Source organism: Paenibacillus sp. YIM B09110, assembly GCF_037167145.1.
Lineage (GTDB): Bacteria > Bacillota > Bacilli > Paenibacillales > Paenibacillaceae > Pristimantibacillus.
In genome coordinates this window covers 90,474-111,260 of record NZ_JBANSP010000017.1, presented here as the reverse complement: position 1 = coordinate 111,260, position 20,787 = coordinate 90,474, and the positions used below count along the sequence as shown (strand labels likewise).

General features: G+C 49.8%; 14 protein-coding genes. 1 reads left to right on the top strand and 13 read right to left on the bottom strand.

The window, feature by feature from the left end; genetic code table 11:
• Window positions 1–19: 19 nt before the first annotated feature.
• The 12 genes from V8F51_RS22160 to V8F51_RS22105 form a co-directional block, all read right to left on the bottom strand.
• Window positions 20–1,549: a glycoside hydrolase family 43 protein gene (locus tag V8F51_RS22160; protein ID WP_337102689.1), complete on the bottom strand. Its 1,530-nt coding sequence runs from the start codon at window positions 1,547–1,549 to the stop codon at window positions 20–22.
• 77 nt (window positions 1,550–1,626) lie between these two features.
• A complete protein-coding gene (locus tag V8F51_RS22155) occupies window positions 1,627–2,229 on the bottom strand; it encodes a class I SAM-dependent methyltransferase (protein ID WP_337102688.1) in 603 nt (200 codons plus the stop codon).
• 1 nt (window position 2,230) lies between these two features.
• Window positions 2,231–3,535, bottom strand: a complete 1,305-nt coding sequence (locus tag V8F51_RS22150) for an endo-1,4-beta-xylanase (protein WP_337102687.1) — start codon at window positions 3,533–3,535, stop codon at window positions 2,231–2,233.
• A 374-nt stretch (window positions 3,536–3,909) separates the two neighbouring features.
• The gene (locus tag V8F51_RS22145) at window positions 3,910–4,860 is read right to left on the bottom strand and encodes a carbohydrate ABC transporter permease (RefSeq protein WP_337102686.1); all 951 of its coding nucleotides are present in this window, start codon (window positions 4,858–4,860) and stop codon (window positions 3,910–3,912) included.
• A gap of 16 nt (window positions 4,861–4,876) precedes the next feature.
• Window positions 4,877–5,785 (bottom strand): carbohydrate ABC transporter permease, encoded by a 909-nt coding sequence (locus V8F51_RS22140; protein WP_337102685.1) that lies wholly within the window; start codon window positions 5,783–5,785, stop codon window positions 4,877–4,879.
• Window positions 5,782–8,334, bottom strand: a complete 2,553-nt coding sequence (locus V8F51_RS22135) for a DUF5696 domain-containing protein (protein ID WP_337102684.1) — start codon at window positions 8,332–8,334, stop codon at window positions 5,782–5,784. Before V8F51_RS22135 ends, V8F51_RS22140 begins: the two co-directional genes overlap by 4 nt.
• A gap of 17 nt (window positions 8,335–8,351) precedes the next feature.
• Window positions 8,352–8,978, bottom strand: a complete 627-nt coding sequence (locus V8F51_RS22130; RefSeq protein ID WP_337102683.1) for a Yip1 family protein — start codon at window positions 8,976–8,978, stop codon at window positions 8,352–8,354.
• Entirely contained in the window at window positions 8,971–10,428 is a 1,458-nt protein-coding gene (locus tag V8F51_RS22125; protein WP_337102682.1) for a hypothetical protein, read from the bottom strand. Before V8F51_RS22125 ends, V8F51_RS22130 begins: the two co-directional genes overlap by 8 nt.
• Before the next feature lie 16 nt (window positions 10,429–10,444).
• Window positions 10,445–11,305 carry a carbohydrate ABC transporter permease gene (locus V8F51_RS22120; RefSeq protein ID WP_337102681.1) on the bottom strand — a complete coding sequence of 287 codons (861 nt, stop codon included), beginning with the start codon at window positions 11,303–11,305 and terminating at the stop codon, window positions 10,445–10,447.
• Window positions 11,306–11,322: 17 nt separating this feature from the next.
• Window positions 11,323–12,279, bottom strand: coding sequence for a carbohydrate ABC transporter permease (locus V8F51_RS22115; protein WP_337102680.1), 957 nt, complete (start codon window positions 12,277–12,279; stop codon window positions 11,323–11,325).
• Between the two features lie 17 nt (window positions 12,280–12,296).
• Window positions 12,297–15,191 carry an extracellular solute-binding protein gene (locus V8F51_RS22110; RefSeq protein ID WP_337102679.1) on the bottom strand — a complete coding sequence of 965 codons (2,895 nt, stop codon included), beginning with the start codon at window positions 15,189–15,191 and terminating at the stop codon, window positions 12,297–12,299.
• Window positions 15,192–15,285: 94 nt separating this feature from the next.
• Entirely contained in the window at window positions 15,286–16,677 is a 1,392-nt protein-coding gene (locus tag V8F51_RS22105; protein ID WP_337102678.1) for an ABC transporter substrate-binding protein, read from the bottom strand.
• A gap of 288 nt (window positions 16,678–16,965) precedes the next feature.
• Here V8F51_RS22105 and V8F51_RS22100 point away from each other — a divergent pair, with 288 nt between their 5' ends.
• Window positions 16,966–17,733 (top strand): helix-turn-helix domain-containing protein, encoded by a 768-nt coding sequence (locus tag V8F51_RS22100; RefSeq protein ID WP_337102677.1) that lies wholly within the window; start codon window positions 16,966–16,968, stop codon window positions 17,731–17,733.
• A gap of 317 nt (window positions 17,734–18,050) precedes the next feature.
• Here V8F51_RS22100 and V8F51_RS22095 read toward each other — a convergent pair whose 3' ends face one another.
• Window positions 18,051–20,765, bottom strand: a complete 2,715-nt coding sequence (locus tag V8F51_RS22095) for an endo-1,4-beta-xylanase (protein ID WP_337102676.1) — start codon at window positions 20,763–20,765, stop codon at window positions 18,051–18,053.
• Window positions 20,766–20,787: the final 22 nt, after the last annotated feature.

Genomic DNA, 20,787 nt, shown 5'->3' with positions numbered 1-20,787 from the left:
CCTCATTGTCGGGTAATACTTAAACAAGCTTCTTATAATGGAAGTAATCGTAATCGACGAATCCACCTGTTTGCTTCGTAGCATAATTATAGAGTCCAAATCGGTAGCCCATGAAATGCTCAAGCTTGTAATGCAACTGCAGCGGACTGCCGATTGATTGCCATTCCTCACCATCCGAAGAGTATCGGAAGTGTGCAATGTCTTCGCGATCGCCATTATCGAATTGGAACTCGATTTGCAAATAGATCCGAGTTCCTTCGTATTTTGTCCGCTCGACCGTTATCTCGCCTTCACTGCCGTCCGCTCTTCCATTGACGCTCATCGCTACGTAACGGTCGCCGTTACCGTCAACCTGAATACCGACTGAGCCGAAGACGTATTGCAGCGCCACTAATCCTGCACGGTCGCCCGGCTGCATGTTAGCTGCGTCCAGTACCGTAGTTCCGATACAAGCTGGACCTTCTGTTCGTTGCGTCAATGTATTGCGGGCAAACTCTACGCTATTGGCAAGATGTCCTGTCGTGAGGCGCAAATAACCCGAACGATCCGTGACCGACCAATTGTCCGGGTCAGGATTATGATTCCATTGCCAATTAAGTTCCAGCCGGTTCACATCGTAATCGAACTCATCGCTGATGACAAGAGGCTTTGGCGATGTGCTCGCTAGCTTCACTTCGTACGTCTGCGGCGCTCTGCCGTCTTGTCCCAATACTGGCCAACCGTTCTCCCAAGCAACCGGGAGAACACAAGGTATGCGGCCTACGGCTCCGTGATCCTGGAACAGCACCGTATACCAATCGCCATCCGGCGTATCGATAATGCCGCCTTGGGCGATGCCGTTATTACGATAATGCATATGATCATCGAGCACTAGCTTGTGCTCATATGGACCGAGCAGATCACTTGAGCGATAACATAGCTGTCTGCGGCGCTTGTTGCCTATATTCGGCCAATCGATGAAGAATAAATAATAATAACCGCTGACTTTGTATGCATGGCAGCCCTCTGCACGAAGCATAATGCCGTCTCGGTCCGTCTCAAGCAGCAGTTGATTAATTCCGTCGGGCTTGAGCGCCGTTGCATCCGCAGTCAGCTCCGTAATGCGTATATCCCCATTGCCGTGGAAGACGAATACGCGGCCGTCATCGTCGAATAGCATGCTTGGATCATGATGCAGTCCTTGAATGACGTTGCGCTCCCACTCGCCGTTCTCGATATCGCTTGTCGTGTAGACGTAAAACTGATTCATATCAAGACTCGAGAAGCAAACATAGAATTTGCCATCGTTATATCGCAGGCTGGCAGCCCATGAGCCCTTGCCATAGATGCCTTTACCGTCTTGCAAATGATGAGCTTCATTATCCTCGAAAGTATCATAAACGTAATTGACAAGCTCCCAGTTCAATAAATCTTCAGACTTCATAATCGGGCAGCCGGGCATCGAATGCATGCTCGTGCTCACCATATAGAAAGTACTCCCCACTCGAATTACGCTCGGATCGGGGGCGTCAGCCCAAATAATCGGATTCGTTATAGTCGTCCAGTTCATTGCAAGCTCTCCTTTGTATACCTGAATTGTCCATTCCCCAATCAGTCTAGCCAACATACGCGTCGGCAACAACCCGTCTATTTATAGGGGTTCACCCGCAAAATTGTACATATAAAAAATGAATACCTCGGCATATCCTCGAACATCTCTAATTGTTCAATCCGGTAAACGTTATTGTTCAAAGCTTGTTCCAACCTTACAGGTGACACGGCTCTGAGATTGGCCATGAACAGAAGTCGGCCCTCTGGCTTCAGCAAACCCATGCACACTTCCATACTACGGTTCATCTGTCCAGCCTCGTCAATCGTGGAGCCGATCATCGTCACGAGATCGAAGGTTTGCTGCGGCAGTTCCGAATCAAACAAGCTTTTGTTGACGACGTACGACGGATTGGGATGCCCCTCTCTCTGCTGCCTGTAGGCGAATAGCTCGCAAATATCGCGGTTGATATCGATGCTCGTCAACCGGCCTTTTCCTTTCAACCAGTAGCCGAGAAAATCATCCCAATCACCTGTTCCAATACCGACATTGCACGCTTGGAAACCTGATTCCACATGAATGAATTTTGTGATGTAATCTCTCGTCCGCCATTCAGCGTGAAGATTTTCCGGGGATGAATTCCATTCGCCCGCCTCCGGGCTCTTGAGCGCCAAGTAATATTCGAGCAATCGAGCATCCAAATTAACTTGACCTCTCTGTTCCCACCGGGTCGATAACGGCCCAGAATGCCGGCTTTGCGTGCAGTTGCTTGTCGAACAGGAACGGTGCGTTGGTACGCGTCACTGGGAAGCTATTCAGCCAAGTATGATCGTCCGCAATGCCCCAGAACACGACGCCGCCGATTATATCCTTGTTCGCCCTGAAAGCTTCGAACAACTCGCGATAACGATCCGCTTGTTTCTGCAGCAGTTCTTCGGGAATGTCATTGCTTAGATCTGTACGGTCATTCCAAGCATAGATGCTCATATCCAGCTCGGTTACGAGATTATCAAGGCCGAGTTCCGCGAACTTCTTCATCGATTCGATGATGGAATCGACCGTAGGCCCGAATACGTCAATATGCGTCTGATGGCCGACGCCGTCGATCGGTACGCCTTTGTCCAGCAACTCTTTCACTAGCTCGTACAACCTGTCCCGTTTGGCAGGATTATCGGTACCGTAATCATTAATGTACAGCTTCGCTTCAGAGCCGCCTGCTTCGCGAGCTGCGCGGAACGCCGTCTCGATAAAGTCAGTACCCGTTATCTTATACCATTCGCTGGCGCGCATGCCGTCCGGGTCTCCCGGCTCAATCACTTCATTCACGACGTCCCACGAATGGATATCATTCTTGTATCGTTCAACGATCTTCCGGACATGCGTTTCGAGCCGCTTCAGCAGCAGCTTCTTATTTTCTTCCCGCTTTGCCTCATCGGTCTCGTCAACCATCGATTTTCCCTCTGCGTCCTTAAAGAACCAAGCGCCGACTTGGCTATGCCACACAAGCGTATGGAAACGAACCTCCATACCGTTCTCCTTCGCAAAAGCAACGATACGATCCGCATTCGCCCAATTAAAGTTGCCTTCCGTTGGCTGCATCGCATCAGGCTTCATCACGTTCTCCGCTACGAGCCAATTCACATGCTTCTTAAGCAGCTCCGCCTTCAGCCCCTCCGTCTGAGAAGGCTCGATGGCCGCTCCGATCGAGAAGTAATCGGCGAACGTCTCCGCAAGCGACGGAATATCCTGCTCGACCGACGGCTCCGGAGTCGGTGTTGGCTCCGGAGTCGGCTCCGGCGTCGCGCTTTCTACGGCCGTTGTCGCATTCAGCCCAGCCTCAACATTTCCGCTATCCGTTGCTTCCGTCTGCAGCCCAGCCACTTCCGCCTCATTTGAGGCGCCTTCTGTTTCGGGTTGATACCGGTTCAATAGAAGCACAGCCACAACTGCAATTATGGCGATAGCAGCTATTGCGATATAAATGAGTTTACTGTTTACTCGAGTCATTTCGATCCACCTCTCATTTCGCTCTTTCTTTCATTCAGACAGCGTTCTTTCAAGTGTGCGTTACCCAAACCCTTGCGGCTATATTGGATATTTGCAGCATAGATCACCTTAAACCGAGCAATAAACGATTTCGAGAGCAAAGTTACTGCAAATTTCCAATATAGCTCCTAAATTCCACAATATTCACCCAAAGTTACTGCAAAAATCCAACATAGACTACCTCACCTTCACCTTCTCCCTCTCCCCTACTCCACCTACAAGACAAACTAGCAGCGCATGTAGTCTGGGGCATAACAGCAACAAACGCCCTGCGAGCAGCCGGCCGAAGTGGCCGGCCTCCGCAAGGCGCTTGGCTTAATGCGACTCAACTGGCCTTATCCGACGATACCCGTACGTTCAATACTTTCGACAAAGTATCTTTGCACGAACAAATAGAGAATAACGAGCGGCAGAATGGCAAGCAGAATGCCGGTATCCTGCACCATGCTCATGAAGAACGGATCTTTGTTCGTCGTTGCTCCGCCTTCAAGCAGAATCGCCAGATTGTACGGCAGCGATGACAATTGGGTAGACATCACCTTGCTCGACGTCAAATAAGTCGTCGTGAAGAAGCTGTCATTCCACTGCCACACGAACGAGAAGAGCAGTACCGTAACGATGGACGGTATTGCATTCGGCAGCATGATGCGAAGGAACGTCGAACCGACGCCTGCGCCGTCGATGTACGCAGCCTCCTCAACCTCTTTCGGAATGCCGCGGAAGAACTGCCTGAAGATGAAGATGTACAGCCCCGCCTTCAGGGAATTCGCCGTAATGGAAGTCAAAATAAACGGCCAATAAGAATCAAGCAAATTCAAGGACTTCCCGCCAGTTAACAACGGGATCAGACCGAGAAGCGTAAAGTCCTTCAAATTCATATAGATCGGAATCAAAATCGTAGTCGGCGGAACCAAAATGGTGAGAATAACACCCGCGAACAGCAGATTGCTTCCTTTGAACTTCAACCTGGCGAACGCATAACCTGCGAACGCGCACGAGGCGGCGGTCATGATCGTCGTCATGCTCGACAGCATGATCGTGTTCAGCAGCGTCTCCCAGTAATCCATGATGGCGATAGCCTGCTTGAAATTATCAAACGTATAATGCTCGGGAATAAAGACGACGATCGGTGAATACAAGTCGGCTTTATCCTTGATCGATGTCGAGATTTTCTGAATGATCGGATATAGGATGACAAATGACAATCCGATGATCAGCACAAGGCGAACGATCGTCCACAGCCCTCTTTTCCAACTTTCAAACGATAACAATCGGGCCAATATCAACGTTCCCACTCTCCTTCTATTCCTGGTAGAAGACCCGTTTGGATATGAAGTACGTACTAATTAATAGAATAATCATGATGACCAGGAAATAGATCCATGCCATCGCTGAGCTCAGGCCGAAGTTAAACGTCGTAAAGCCCGTTTCTTTGATTAGCGTCGTCATATTGTTTCTGGAGAACGAGTCAATAATCGTATAGATGACGTTAACGAGTATGAGCGGACTGACCATCGGGAAAGTAATCTTCCAGAACGCTTCGTACCCGGTTGCGCCCTCGATTTTGGACGCTTCGTACAGCTGCGGCGAAATCGTCTGAATGCCCGCCAGGAAAATAAGAATTTGCACGCCTGACTGACTGACGATCTGGTAGATTCTCTCGACCGCATCCATCAAGTAAAGAACGATATCTTCGCTCATGCCTGATCTCAACATAATATTGGCCAGCTCCAGCGTGCCGCTCGAGAATACGCCGCCGTTGGCATTTTGCTCATTAATCGCTTGCACCAGGCTCGACGCTTCCAACGTTGCGATGACGCCGGAAGCCAGAATAACCGGAAGGAAGAAGATTGACCTTGCCAGCGCTCTGCCGACGAATTTCTGGTTGAGCAGCACGGCCAAGAACAAGCTAAAGATGACGATGAGCGGCACGTTAACGACCATATTTATTACAGCTTCCGTCAATGTCCGATTAAAGCTCGTGTTCACCGTCAAGGCTTCGATATAATTGGCAAAGCCGATGAATTCCATCGTCATGCCCTTCGCATTGGCCGTGATCGTGCTTAAGCTGTATTGCAGGGATGTCAACAAAGGAATCAGGAAGAAAAACAAAAATCCCAGCAACCAGGGCAATACGTAGAGGAAGCCCCATAACGCCTTCTGCTCGTTGTATGTTCTTGATTTAAAGATATGCTTCGTTATCGACTTCAAGATTGCTCACCACCCGTCACATAGCCCTCGGCTTCAATCGTCATCCCGTTCACTGTCGCGCTGCTATCCTTATAGTTCACGATGACGTACGTCCCGTTTTCATAGACGGTTTTGAACAATCCTTCGCCAAGCTTCTCGTGCTCAGTGATACGTTCGTTCTGCACCTTTTTCAGCACACCGTTTACTTCGTCATAGATGTCGGCTGCCTGCTCCAGCCACTGTTCGTAATTGACGGCATACAGATTGCTGAAATCCGTATCCTTCACCTTGTAATTCGGCTCGTGTATCCACTCGAAGTAGACGCCTGAGCCGTACTCCAAGCATTTTAGAATATATTGCCGAACATTCGTATAGCTGGTCAAATTATAAGGCGAGCCCGTGTAGTCGATATTGCCGCGAATGACCATTTGGAAGAAAGGAATTTCTTCATCCTCAAGCTTATAGTTGCTGTTCGACAACGGAGCGTTCGTAATATCGGACAAATAAGGTAGCGCGTACGCATTGCCGCCCTCGGCCATGATGTTCAGGTTCGCTTCACGGATGTCGTTCAACGCCTGAGTAGAAATCCCCTCTGACTCCGTACGGTCGATTTGCTTGTTTTTGCGGAAATCGCTGTTCAACTGGTCGGCCATATCGCGCAGCGAGATACCGCCTGTATTGAGGCTCTTCATATCCTTCAGAACGGCTTTCACATAATTGTCGACAAGCCCCGGCGATACGACATAGGACGGCGACTTGGTTCGATCGCGCCGGTTCAGCGCAAGATCAAGCGGATAGAACGACGATGGTACACCGCCCAGCGAACGTGAAGCTTCCTCCTTCTCGTTGAAGCCTTTTCCGGTATGAGCGGTCAGAACAGCCATGTCGGGGTAAAGGTCCACACCTTCTTCTTCCGCGAATGCCGCCAAGCTGCGCAAACCTTTGGCGCCGCCTATTGCCCGGTCTACCGATACATCGTCCGGCACTTGGTGATCAAGCCCGCCGTTAAACCATCCTGCATAACGGAGCTTAATATTAGCGATGCCGAGCCCTTTCATTTCGCCGATCATTTGCTGCGTCTGCTTGAACGTCGTAAGAGACTCAAGCGTCTGGTAAGGGACGCCGACAATATGCTTCTGCTTCGCAATGCTTCCGACGACCTGAAGATAGAACGGAAGTGCGTCTTCCCCGTCCTCCGAATTCTGCTCGGGCAATCCGCCGTTACTTAACAAATAGTTGCGATAATAGTCAGCCATGCCTTTATACGTTGCGGACTCACCGCTGAGGAAGGCATAGCGAACCGTATAATCGCTTTTCATCGGTTGCTCCTGGAACTTAGGCAGCGTCCGCTCCGATCCGTTCGCCTGCAGCGTTAGCTCGCCTTTGTTCGTCACGTTGAAGGTCGGATAAACGTAGTTGTAGCTGTTCAATTTGCCGCTAATATCTGCATTGATAGTCGCTGCGGGCGCTCCTTCTTCGATAATGCCTAGGAATGCGTTGCCTTTCCGGATCATGCCGAAGACAGGAAGTCTGACGGTTTGCTCGTTCACGGCGTTCTCGACCGCTTCCATCGCGAGGTCATTCCCATACACCGCTTGCTGATAGGCAGGGTACTTCGTCTTGCCGTTATTGAACGAAATAAGGGCGCCGGAGCCGTCCGGAACGAATATCGAGCCTTCCTCCTCGCTCCCTGCTGCGCCAAAGAAGCCCAGCATGGATACATTGCTGACCGGATATTCGCTTGGAGACTGAATATCCTGAGACGGCACTCTAACTAGGAGACTATCGGCATCGAGCGTATACTCGATCGAAGCCATGAATATCCTTGGAGCAAGCGATTCTTGCGTAAAGTTAAGCTCCGCCATATCCTTCTCCAGATCCTCTGGCGTATAGCCGGCATCCTCGAATGCCTTGAATGCTCGCTCGAGCTGCAGACCGTTCAACGCCTGGTCATTTCTTACATAGGCCGTTTTCTCGTCATTCTCGGTATAACCGATACGCAAGGCGCGTTGTCCTGCCTTATCCAGCTTTCCCGACAATTGCTCGAATCGGGAAATACTAAGCATGAGAGGCAGATCCATCGCCGTTTTCTCCGCTTTCCCGAATTTATAAGTTACTTTAACGCCGCTTTCAATCGATTCATATCTGACCTGCTTGTATGCGACGCTGTCCAAGAACGTATTTATTGAACTTACTTGTCCGAAGCTATTATAGTAATCAATTCTTAATTGTGAAGACAGCAAGCCTTTGTTAACCCCGGTCGCGATCGTGTCGGCCTCCGCCTCGAGAGGATTGCTATGCCATATTTCGCCGTTGCTTTGGTCAAGCACCGCAATGGCGCCCGTCTCATCGTTGATGAATAGGCGAAGCCGCTCGTTCTCAGCGATCCCCTTCATTCCGGCGATTCGCGTATCCGTGAATGAAGCGTTAAGCGTCTTGCCTTGTTCGAATGCAGCCTCTAACTGCTGCTCTTCGTCCGCTTGATTCGCATTGCCCGCGCCGGAACAGCCGGCGACCAGCAGCCCCGCTGCGAGAAACGCGGATAAGATGGCATTTTTGGCCATACGCATCTTACGTTCCTCCTTTCCTAGTTCCTCAAGGTGATTTCTTGATAAATGATAGAGATGAAAGTAATGATTTGTTGAATCAAACTAAAAAACAACAAACAGAGAAATGCCATGAACCCTATGGCAACTATCGAGAGCACGATCGTTACGATCGTCTTGCTCGGCGAAAACTGATGCACGGTCATATTCCCGACGAACATTAAATACATCGTCCATAGGACGGCAAAGCCGTTGCAGAAATAATAAAACGTTGTCTCTTGCAAGGAAATGACGTTGCTTAACCATATCCATGGGAAGTTGATGATGACAAGCGGCAGCAGTGCGAAGCAGGTGGACGTGAATATGTCCACGAACTTGCCTTCACCGTCCATCAGCGTCGTAAGCGACCAATTCGCCACGCACCAAAATAAGATCGGTACAACGACGTACGTAATCTCCATCAAGCTGTTCATGTATTCCGGATTGTAAATGTTGACCAGAAAACCGCTGTATTGGCTGCTTAGAACATTGGTCAAGATGAGAAGCAGAAGAATCCCGAACGACAAGATGAGGTTCAGCTTCTTGCTCTGTTCATATTTCAGCTCCCAATAACCGTTAAAGGGATGCATAATAACATAAAACGGAAATTTTATGAGCTCTTTATTCAAATGAAACGCCCCTCTTTCTAGCCAGCTTTTTCCGGTAAATCCTAACGAACAGGACGACAGCGGCTAATCCGATGACAACGGTCATGATCATGCTGAAGTTGGCTCTCAGCACTTCCTTGCGATAAAGCAGGAACGCCTTTGAATAGTTCGGTTGATCCAGACTTTGCTTAAAATAACGCATCGCATCGTCGTAATCGCCTTGTCTTAGAATCGCCTTGCCGATACCGGAATAAGCGAAATCCAGATTGGCGTTCATATGAATGGTCTGTTCGTAGAGCTGAAGCGAGCGCTCTTCATCGCCCCGGTAATAGCTCCTGACGGCTTCATTCAACGTCCGGCCGTATTCCGTCGTTTGGAACAACGTAATTTCGCCAAACGCCTTGTCCAGTACGAGGAAATCATCCCCAACCCGTTCTATGGCGACCGGCGTATTGAATTCTCCGATCCGATTGCCCACACCGCCGAATACGTACATGAATTGCCCGTCTCCGTTGTAAGTGAATATCCGGCCTCTCGTTGAATCGAGAACGGAGTAGATCTCACTGTCCGTAATATCGACATCGATGAGCCTGGAAGGCCCCAGAGCGCCCGTATAGCGAATATCGCCCTGCGGTTTGTAAAATCCGGTTCTTCGCAAAATATCGCTGCCCTGAGCGTTGAGCTTTCGAATGGTATCTCCCGAATCGCCGCTTGTCGCATAGATGAAACCTTCGTCGTTAATGTCCATATTAGTGAATTCCGTTGGCGTGAACATAACCATCTGGCTGCGCTGCGCCTTCGTCGACAGACGCTTCCAGAACAGCTCCACTGGGTCGACCCATACACGGTTCGCGCCGATATATGAAGTGAACGCGCCTTCCGCGCTAAATTCCATCAGACCGTCGAACACGCCAATCGCCATCACATAGATGCGCTGCGCTTTATCCATAACAACGCGAACCGGTTGAAATTCGAAGTTCGCCGGCAGCAGCTCGGATTCAGGCTTTTCCACGATTTGCGCCAAACGACCTTTTTCATCGAGATGCACGACCCGTTTGTTTCCTGTATCCGCGATCAGCACATGCTTCTGCTCGGTCACGAAGATCCCTTGCGGGTTCAGAAATGTATCGGTCGCTCCGTCGTGCTCGAAGGAGTCGATGATCGCCTTCTGACGATAATCTTCGTCCAACACGACAACCCGATTATTGCCGGTATCGAGGACATAGATTTCGTTGTCCTCCGTCACATGGAGATCGCTTGGATCTTTGAATGCCCCGACTCCGAGCGAATTACCGGTCATTAGAGAAGTCGCTTCATAGGCCGAAGGAGACACGACAGTCTCGCCCCAAACGGAATAGTTGTAAGAATCGCCATCCGCGGCGTACGCAAGCGATCCGCCTGCGCTTATGCCGAGTACGCAGCATATGGCCGCTAGAAGATATGCGGTTAATTTCGTTTTGCTCTTCAACATCATGCAAGTCTCCCTTCTACTCTTTCATCCCGGAAGTCGCCATCGTCTGAATGACGCTGCTCTGCGAGATGACGAAGAGCGTGATCGGAACGACCATTAGGATAAGCGCGACGGCCGCGCCGACACCCGCGCGCGCGATTCCGCCCGCCGTGATCTGTCCGAGCGCATAATGAAGCGTCTTCAAGTTCTCGCTATAGATGAAGCTTCCCCCATCGGTTCCCCATAGCATAGGAAATTGCAAGATCATGAGCGTCAGCCAAGCAGGCTTCACGTTCGGCATCACGATGCTCCAATAGATTCTGTACTCGCTTGCACCGTCAATCTTGGCCGCTTCCAGCAATGCTGTCGGCAGTTGCTCCATGAATTGCTTCATTAGGAACAGTCCTAATGGAAAAGCGAGCGATGGAACGATAATCGACGCATGCGTATTAATCCAGCCGAGCCAAGACATCACCATATAGTTTGGTATCGCCGTAACATGCCCGGAGAACATCAGCGACAGGACGACAATCGAGAACAGCGTCTTCGATCCGAGGAACTGATATTTCGCCAGCGGGTAAGCCGCGGCAGAAGCTAGCAATATATGTCCCACGGTCCCGATGAGAGTAATGAGCAGTGTGTTGGCAATGTAACGCGTCAACGGCACCCATGAATTACCCATCAAAGCGACCAGGTCATAGAAATTATCGAGCGTCGGATTGTTCACGAAGAAGCGCGGCGGGAAAATAAACAATTCGTCGAGCGGCTTAAAGGCATTGTTCACCGCATACAGCAACGGCAGCACCATGAACGCTCCGAACACGGCGAGAAACGCGAACAATAGGAAGCTGACCGTAAACGATCGATTCAGCCTCTTCGTCGTCCGAAATGCGGTCATCATTTTAACGACCAACGTTACTCACCTACCTTTCTGAGCATTTTTTGCGTCAATTTGTTGGCACCGATCATAATACCGAACAGTACCGTCGCAATTGCCGATGCGTAACCCATCTCGAACCGAATCGTGCCATAGTCCATCAAGTGGGTAACGACCGTATGCGCCGCGTAGTTAACGCTTGGGAAACCTGCGAGCGCGATCGTAATATCGGCCACTGCCAGCGATCCCGTAATCTGCATAACTGCGCCGAACAGCAGCTGCGGCCTCATCGAAGGAAGCGTAATGAACCATAGCTCCTGCCAACGGTTCTTAATTCCGTCAACGACGCCTGCCTCGACCAGCGTCCGGTCAATCGTCTGAAGACCGGCAATAAAAGCGAGGAAGCTGGTGCCTAAACTGAGCCATAGCTGCACGATCATAACGATCATTAGAATGTACTTCTCATTGGTCAGCCATTGTATCGGTTCCAGAATAAATCCGAATTTGATCAGGAATCCGTTCAAGTAACCGTATCGGTCTCCCGAAAATACGATCAGCCAAATGAAAAACACGTTGCCGGAAATAGCCGGTGCGTAGAAGATCAAAGTCATGACCGCCCGAATCTTTGGCGACAGTTCATTAATAATCCATGCGAAGAAGAAGCAGGCGATATAGCTGACCGGTCCGGTAATGATCGCGAAGATAAACGTGTTCTTCAAAGCAATCATAAAGATATCGTCATTCAGGAATAACCTGGAGTAGTTCTGCCATCCTACGAACCGCGGAAATTCAAGCATATTGAAATAAAAGAAGCTAAGAATGAGCGAGAAAACGACGGGAATGACCGTGAAGGCAAAGAAAATGAGCATGTACGGACTCATCAGCAAATAATAATGCTTGTTTTTCTTTAGCTCCGTCCAAATTTGGCTTATTCTAGATTTTTTCTTCGGATGGATAAGGTTAGGTACGGTTTGACTGGTTGTTTCGGCTTGCAATGGATTCCACCCCCAAACTAATACGGTAAATTAAATTCTTTTCGTTTAATCTCAATTTCGTCGTTAATGTACCGCAGATAATCGTTAAGCGCTTCTCGAGGATTCTCGCTCGCGTTGACGACTTTGCGGAAGGCGTTGTCCAGATGCCGGCCTGTGAAGTATCCTCCAGGCACTTGCGGGATGCCTTCAACCCACTCCCATTGGCTAGCCAGACTATTGTAGTCCTTGACCGGCCATGGCAGCTCCGCAAGCGCTTCGACGTTAGCTGTAGGATAACGGGCCGCTTCGCCCATTAAGCCTTCCATCTCGCGTCCGTATGCGATCTGCGTATCCTTGTCGGTCCACCATTTCATAAACTCCCATGCCGCATCCTTGTTATCTGCGTTCTCCATCATCATAACGCCCGTCGTATGACTGGCTACCGCATGATTGACGGTTCCGCTTGCTTCCTCTGTGCCCGGAACGAGCGTGAAATCCCACAGACCTTTAATTTCCGGTGCAAGTACCGTCAGCATGTTATACGTTGTGTAGTCCGCGATGCCGATCGGCATCTCGCCCGTACGGAACCGATTCGGGAAGTCCGCAAGTACCGGGAATTTGTAGTTCGTATAAAATTGCGTCCACTTCTTGAACATTTCCATAGAAATGTCGGAATCCAGCGCGCTCTTCTTGTCGCCATCACGATAAAATTCGCCGCCGTTCTGATAGAGCAGCATCGAGAATGTCGCGTTCGGAACAAGACTAGCGTTCGTTGCCTCGACAGGCAGCCAGAACTCCATGTTATGCTTCTGAAGGACTGAGATCATGTTATAAATATCCTGCCAAGTCTTAGGCGGCGTGAGTCCCAGCTCTTCAAGAATATCCTTCCGATAGAACAGCATCGGGAATGATTGCTGCTCTGGCAGGGCATAGACGCCTTGGTCATACTTGTAAGGCGTAAGTCCGCTGTCATGGAAACGGGAAGCCACTTCCTCGAAATCGCCGAACTGCGTCAAATCAGTCGCCGCATCCCGCATCGCGTAGTTGACAGGGACGTCCTCGCCGATTTGCATCGCTACGTCAGGACCTTCATTAGCGAGCGTTGCCGGCAGCAAAATGTTCCCCGGAACAAGCCTTAAATCTACTGCGATATTCGATGTTGGCGTGAATGAATCATCGATCAAGCTCTTAAGCACCTGCGCCTGATCCCGGCCCGTCGTAATCCAAACTGTAATCTTGCTGTCCTGGTCTCCGTTCGAATTGCCGATACTGTCATAATCCTCGGAATAAGAAGCGAAGTACGCGCCAAGCTCATGCTTCACTTCCTCGAACAGCGTAGCTTCCGCTCTCGGAAGATCCTTATCCGGTGAAGATACAATGAGATAATCCAGCTTAATCGGTTGTTCGCGTACCGTAAGAATCCATGTGCCGAGTCCGCCGACATTCGTTTTGAATGCGGCTAAGCGATTGCCGACCGTCTCCGGATTCGCGATCATTTCCTTCAATTGGCCGACCATCGTATGAAGTACGGCTACTTTGTCGCTTCTCTCTCCCGTAGACTGCTCCAAATAATCAGCCACGCTCTGAATGATTACAGATTGTTCTTCGAACGTCTGAACCATGCCTGGAATCCGTTTCTCCAGCTGATAGTCGCGGAATGGATCCGGCGTATTCGATGTAATCATCAGTATTTTGCGATACAGCTCATTCAACTGCAGAACGCTCGATTCAATCGTTCGAATGAGCGGCGCGATGTCGCCAAGCGTGACCATCATGCGAATACGGTGTGTCCCCTTAGTCAAGTGGAACAGATACGGCTCATCTTCGCCGAGCGTGTTCATTGCCCAATCCATACTGAAGTTAAAGCGAAGCCGCTTCATTTCCTGGAACGGAGTCTCGCCATCGATCGTCAAGCTTCGAGTAGCGTATATACCGCGCAGCGTATCCTGTTTTTGCTTCAGCGCGATCTGGTATAAGCCGTCTTCCGGGGCTTCGAATTCCCACTCGATCCATTGTCCTGGAAGCTTCCAGTTCGTTCCGCCAATCGTATTGATGCGAAGCTTAGACACATTATAAGGAACGACAGTCGGGCTTGATCGATCCGCCAGCGGATATAACGTTGGCGATGACTTGGCGACTGCGTCCTCGGCTTGAATCTCAATGAATTGATCCAATACCGGCTTGATTCCTTCGGCCTCATATTGTTTCTTCATATCCTCATAAGTCATTAAAGCTCGGTCCTGATACAGCTCAATATAATCAATCGCCATCGGTTCCCTTAAGGCCGTCAAGGAAATCGATTGCTGCCCGCTCTCAAAGTAAAAGGAGTAAGGCTCGTCATAATATCCGTTACGATCATTGATAAGCCCGATTTGCCAGGTTGGCTTCTCTACCTGTCTAGGTCTGATTTCGTTGCCGCGATCGTCGCGCTTGATTTCGTCCTGCCGATTTCCCCAAACTCGATCAAATAATATAATTTCCGCGCCTTTGAATGGGACTTTGCCGTTTATGGCAAACTGCCTTTCTATCGCAGAGCTCTTGCCCTCGATCGGCAAATAATGAATTCTCACATTGTATAATCCCGCTTGTTTTACCTGAACGTCCCACGCAATGGAGCCAAACTCGGGTGTAATAACAGCCTTGCCGTCCATTCCTTCCAGATGATCCGAGATGTCGAACCCATCTTCAGTCGTTCCCGTGAAGCTCTCGCCCTCTATACGGATGATCTCGTCCGGGCGCGCGGCCTCCGAGTGGCTGCTCAAATAGGCATCATAGCTGTCTTCTCCTGCCGAGTTTGTAACGGCAGCGAAATCCGCCATTGCCATGGCGCGTCCGTTATTGGACGAATCCGAAGGGTAGAACGCCCATATCGACGTTGCCAGTACGGCGAGAACGAGTATAATCGCGACGTAGTTCTTCTTTCTGAAGTTCAACTTTTCTCCCTCCTGCTGCAAGAGATTAAATTACGCAACAGTCCCCATTAGAAATCATTCTAAATGGGGACTGTCGCTCACACGTTATAACATGTTAAGAACCGTACACCGCATCAATAGCAGCTTGGAATACCGGTTTATACTTCTCGACAACCGTAGATACCGACACTCCGCTGTTGATCTCACCGACAAAGTCCCAGAACTTCAAGGCATCGCCATACGTTCCATGGTCGAATACGATCATGCCTGGTCCAACAATCTTCGCATTGTTAATGTCATCCTCATTCGAGAACAACGTTTCGAACGACGCTTGATCCGGATAATCGTATTCGGAATCGATATCGTTGATTTTTTCCCAAATGTAGATCAACTGCTCCGGATGCTCGACTGCTTTCGGAATCGTAAGCGCTTGGTAAGCACCTTCGCCGGAATGATATTCAGTAGCGCTTGGTCCTTTAGGGAATGGAATAAAGCCGATATCCACATCCGGCATATCTGTCTTGAATCCGTTCAATTCGTAAATAGCGCCGGCGTACATCAGCGTGTTGCCTTGACGGAAGAATTGCCCAGGCTCCGTCCAGTCGCCGCCCTCTGTCGGTCTGTATACTTTCTCCGTTGCAAGCTTCGACAAGAAATTCAACGTCTCTTGCGTAGCCGGGTCTTCGAGATTTTGCTTGTCGCCTTTAGTCAGATGAGCTTCGTTCGAATACATCGCATGCTCCACGACCTGGGAGTTTGCAAGTCCCCATGTGTCCAGCTTGCCGTCATTGTTCGTATCTTTGTTAGCTTCCTTCGCAACTTGAACGAATGCATCCCAGTTCCAGTTGTCTTCGTTCACGTAATCTTGAAGCGCCTTGATTCCGATCTGATTCATCAGAGTTCGGTTGTAAAAAATGCCTTGAACGAGGTTGCCTTGACCTTCTGTGAAGGCATACCCTTTGCCTTCGTAATTGAAATACTCACTCGTTGCCTTTTGATTGAACACTTTCGTGTTTTTTGTATACTCGTCGACCGGCCATAGCAGATCCTGCTTCACCAGTGTTGGGATCGTATAATTTCTGCCCAGACGGACGATATCGCCGAGCGGCTCGCCGGCAAGCAAGGAAGCCGTTACTTTTTGTTGATACTCGCCGAAGTCGATCGCGACGTATTCGATTTTGAAGTTATGCTTCTTCATCAGTTCATCGAGGTTTTTCTTGCGTTGAATATTGTCCGGGTTGTCTTCGGCAATCGTCATGTCCCACCAGGATACGACTTTAATCGTTCTTCCGCCCATGTCGAAATCCATCTCCGGCGTGCCGAGCACCTCTTCCTCTGCCGCGCCGCCATCTGGCGCTGCGGTCTCCGCGGCTGTGTTGCCTGAGCCGTTGTTCGTGCCATTGTTTGATCCGTTGTTCGTGTTATTTCCTTTACCCGAACCGCCGCTGCATGCTGAAAGCACGAGTACAAACGCGCATAGCAGCACCATTAATTTGCGAATCTTCATTGCGAATCCCCCTTAACATTTTGAACTACACCGAAAGTGTAGCGCTTTCATAAGGCAAGCAACAACCTGTGTGAAAACAGGTCTATCACCCGTCAAATTCTAGGTTGGAAATCATTTCATTTCATATAAAAACGTTTTTTAAGCAAGAGGTAAAAACCTGCGGGTGATGCAAAGAAAAGCACATTGTATCGTTAACGTCCTATTTACATAATTAAAGCGTAGTCATTCTCCCATTAGGGAAACCATGTACGCTTGAGCTTGAGCAAATGCAATTAGGAGGTAACCATCATGTATAAAGTGCTGCTTGTCGACTTTGACTCCACATCGTCGATGGAGATGTTGCAACGTATGCCGGAATGGAATCGGATCGAATTTGAATTGAACGCTTATGCGAACAGCTCTGCGGACGCCATCGAATTTCTTGACCGAAACTATTTTTCGCTTATCCTGATCGGCATGAACGGCTCTCATAACGACGCCTTGTATCTCTGCGAACATATTCGCCAGAAGAGCCGTGTGCCGATCGTACTAATAGGCGGAAGCAACGATTTCCAGCTTGCCCGGAAGGCTCTCTATTACCAAGTAAGCGATTATTTACCTGATCCCGTATCTTCACTCGAGCTGACGTCAAGCCTATTGGCCGTAAAGGGAGAGCTTGATCGCGAAGTCGACAAAAATAAAGCGCTAACATGGACGCCAGCTAATAAAGACGTCCAATCTCAAGGTCAATCGAATATCATCGAGAAAGTGAAAGATTTTGTAGAAGAGGCGCTGCATCAAAACATCACTCTGAAGGAAATCTCGAATACCCTTCATTTCAATTGCTCTTATTTGGGTCAAAAGTTCAAGTTCCAGGAAAATATGACCTTCAATGAATATTTGCTGCAACAGCGCATGGAGAAAGCTAAGATGCTGCTTGAGAATACTGACTTGAAAGTGTATGAAATCGCGAGTGAAATCGGTTATACCGAGATGGATTGGTTCTACAAAAAATTCAAAGCGTATACAGGCGTAAGCGCTAACGAATATCGTAAAATGTTTTCCATTACTGCGTAACCGCTTACATTCAAGCAAAGGGGCTTTCCTGGGAAGCCCCTTCATCCGATCGTGTCCATTCTGATTGGAAATCGTCCAGCCAAACCACCACTTTTCTTGTCCTCACACACCTTTGAATGGAAAACATACAGCCTAAATCACCCAAAATGCTCGTTTCTGCCAAGTTAGCCTCATTAGCCTGTAGGAAATCCAATCAAACTGTACATTTGTTGTCATTTAGCCCGTTAGGCTGGATGAAATCCAACCACTTCCGGATAGTAGAAAGACTCGCAGCATGTTCGCTGCGAGTCTTTTCTTTCATATTTATATCCCTTCGACTACTTCGTAAACTCCAGCAGTCCGATCTCGGACAAGTTCTGCCATGTCATGCCTGTCGTGTCGTTCCAGATCGCTATACTATCGCGAACGCCGTCGTCGTCCTGATCGTTGTTGACCTGAACGTCGAAGCCGACTAAGCTGCCGGATAGCGGCGGCGTACCCGTCCAAGCGATGGAAGCTTCGACGATGTAACCGGTAGCCGTTCGCTTCGCCGCGGATACAAGTCTTCCGCTGGAAGAACCAGGACTAACGGATTGTTCGTTATCGAAGTTTATTCGGAATTGCCCATCATCCGAGTCATATGGATTGCTTCTTGCGTTGTTCTGATCGAGGAAAATTTCTACCGAATCCTGTTCCCACACGTTGGCGCTGCGCTTCGTTAGTTTCGAGTCCGTTACCTCGGACAAAATATACAGCTTGCCGCCATCCCAAAGCGTTCGGACTACGGCTGTAGAACCTGACGTTCCTTGTACCCACCGATTTGTCGTAAAGGCGGTTGCGCTCTTCCAAATACCGTCTATCTTGCCGTCAACGATCGGCGTTCCGCGAGCGGCCTTTGCCAGACGGGGACCCTGTATCATCTCCAGCTCCCCGAATCCCGATGTATCCGTATTTTGCTTATGATGAATATCGTTCCAAGACGTCAAAGTGGTGACATTGCCGGAACGATCAGCGATTCGAACGTCGAAGCCGATCGTTTGGCCTAAAGCTGCGCCAGAGAGTGGAATGGATGCTTCAATTACATAGCCGGTCGCTGTCTTGACCGATTTATATTCTGCAGGACTATGCGGATTCGCGCCGCTCCTGCGGAACGTATACTTCCTATCGTCCGTCTCGTAGGATGCCGTCTTGCCGTTATTCGCATCAATGAACACCTCGACGGCATCGTTGCCGTTCACCGTCGCGTCAAGCACATCGACCCAAACATGCAATTTCCCCGAAGCCCACTGTGTCCTGTAAGAAGCGACGGTACTGCCTTCCGCTTGAATCGTGACAGGCCGTGCTGCCTTCCATGTATCTTCCAGCTTGCCGTCTACCTTCACAGCGCCGGCAACCGCCTTTGTCTTCTGTATCTCGACCGGCAATTTGCTCGGATCGACAAGTGCCCAATACGCATACTTCGCTTGGAGGCGCTCGTCAAACAACTGGGGCCAGTTGTTACGTGCCACCGGGAAAGTGCGAAGCCATGTATTTAGATCGTCTTTGCCCCAGAAGATAACGGCCGTAAGCTGATCCGCATGCTTTTTGAACACGTCGAAGATGGCTTTGTAGCGTTTCGCTTGCTTTATTTGCAAATCAAGCGGGAACGTCTCGTAGGAATCCGTATCATTCGTATAAATGCTCATGTCTAGCTCCGTAATTTGCTGATCGATGCCGAGATCACGGAAGGCCGCTAACATGTCATCGAGCTCCTGTACAGCCGGGTATTCGATGCCAATATGCGTCTGATGGCCCACCCCTTGCACCGGAATGCCTTTATCGCGGAGCCGCTTGATCAGGTCGTACAAAAATTGGCGTTTATCGGGAATATGCGTGTTGTAGTCGTTAATGTACAAAATCGCTTCGGGATCCGCAGCATGGGCGTATTCGAACGCCTTCTCAATGAATTCCTCGCCCGCGATTTGATACCACAAGCTGTTCCTTAAGCCGCCTGGCTGACGATCGCCCGGCTCAATAACTTCGTTTACGACGTCCCAAGCGTAAACTTTCCCTTTGTAGCGACCGACAACCTCGTCAATGTGGCTCTTCATACGCGCGAACAGCAATTCCTTGCTGGCTAAATTTCCGTTCTCGTCATAGAAAACCCAGTTCGGCGTCTGAGAATGCCATATGAGCGTATGACCGCGCACGGCAATACCGTTTTCCTCGCCGAAATCAACGATTTTGTCTGCGTTCTGGAACGTGAACTGCCCTTCGACCGGCTCAGTCCCGTCCCACTTCATTTCATTTCCCGCGGTTAGGCTGTTAAAATGCTTCTTGAGCAGCTCCGCATGCGGTCCTTCGGGATCTTCGATCTCGTTAACGAGCAAAGACGAGCCAAGCAGGAAATCTGCCGCGAATACGTCCTTCAAATTGGGAATGTCTTGCTCGATCTCGATCGGAATCGGATCTGGCACTCGTTCGATCACAAATTCATCAACGTAAAAGGATAACGTCGGATTGTCGAATGATTCGAAGTATACGCCTGCGTTCGAAACGGCATTTTTCAACGTATATTCACCAGTCAGCTTCACCCAGCCGCCGTCCGTAGCTGTCTTAGATATGACAAACTCGTAATAAGGCGTTCCTTCCGTCGTACGTTCGACGAGCATGGATACGGCGGAAGCATTCGAGCCTGCGGGAAGACGAACCCACGCCGTAATGCCGTATGTCTTGCCAACTTGCATGAACGATGTCACGTTAAAGGTAGGGCCGTTCCAGCCTTCTGTCCTTCCTTCTACGTTAAGCCCGTACTCGCCCGAATATGCGGCATCGGCAGAAGCCGACAAAATGACATTGCCGCCGCGCGGCATCCAGCCTTGTACCGTTCCGTCCTCGAAGTCTGTAGTAATACGCTGGAGCTCTTCTGTCATCCCATCATTCACCGCCGGTTCACTGGAAGCCGCAGCTTCCGCTTGGACATGACTCCGGGACGTGGTCGAACCTACCGTAGCAGCGCTTAACATGAGCACCGCAGCTAGTCCCAACACCATCAACCTTGTTAGCCGTTTCATCTTGCGAACAACACCTCTCTCC

Bases quoted from the DNA above. Each gene is read 5' to 3' on its own strand.
- V8F51_RS22135 (WP_337102684.1), bottom strand. From the start codon at position 8,334: ATGCGTATGGCCAAAAATGCCATCTTATCCGCGTTTCTCGCAGCGGGG.
- V8F51_RS22150 (WP_337102687.1), bottom strand. From the start codon at position 3,535: ATGACTCGAGTAAACAGTAAACTCATTTATATCGCAATAGCTGCTATC.
- V8F51_RS22105 (WP_337102678.1), bottom strand. From the start codon at position 16,677: ATGAAGATTCGCAAATTAATGGTGCTGCTATGCGCGTTTGTACTCGTG.
- V8F51_RS22120 (WP_337102681.1), bottom strand. From the start codon at position 11,305: ATGACCGCATTTCGGACGACGAAGAGGCTGAATCGATCGTTTACGGTC.
- V8F51_RS22100 (WP_337102677.1), top strand. From the start codon at position 16,966: ATGTATAAAGTGCTGCTTGTCGACTTTGACTCCACATCGTCGATGGAG.
- V8F51_RS22125 (WP_337102682.1), bottom strand. From the start codon at position 10,428: ATGTTGAAGAGCAAAACGAAATTAACCGCATATCTTCTAGCGGCCATA.
- V8F51_RS22095 (WP_337102676.1), bottom strand. From the start codon at position 20,765: ATGAAACGGCTAACAAGGTTGATGGTGTTGGGACTAGCTGCGGTGCTC.
- V8F51_RS22160 (WP_337102689.1), bottom strand. From the start codon at position 1,549: ATGAACTGGACGACTATAACGAATCCGATTATTTGGGCTGACGCCCCC.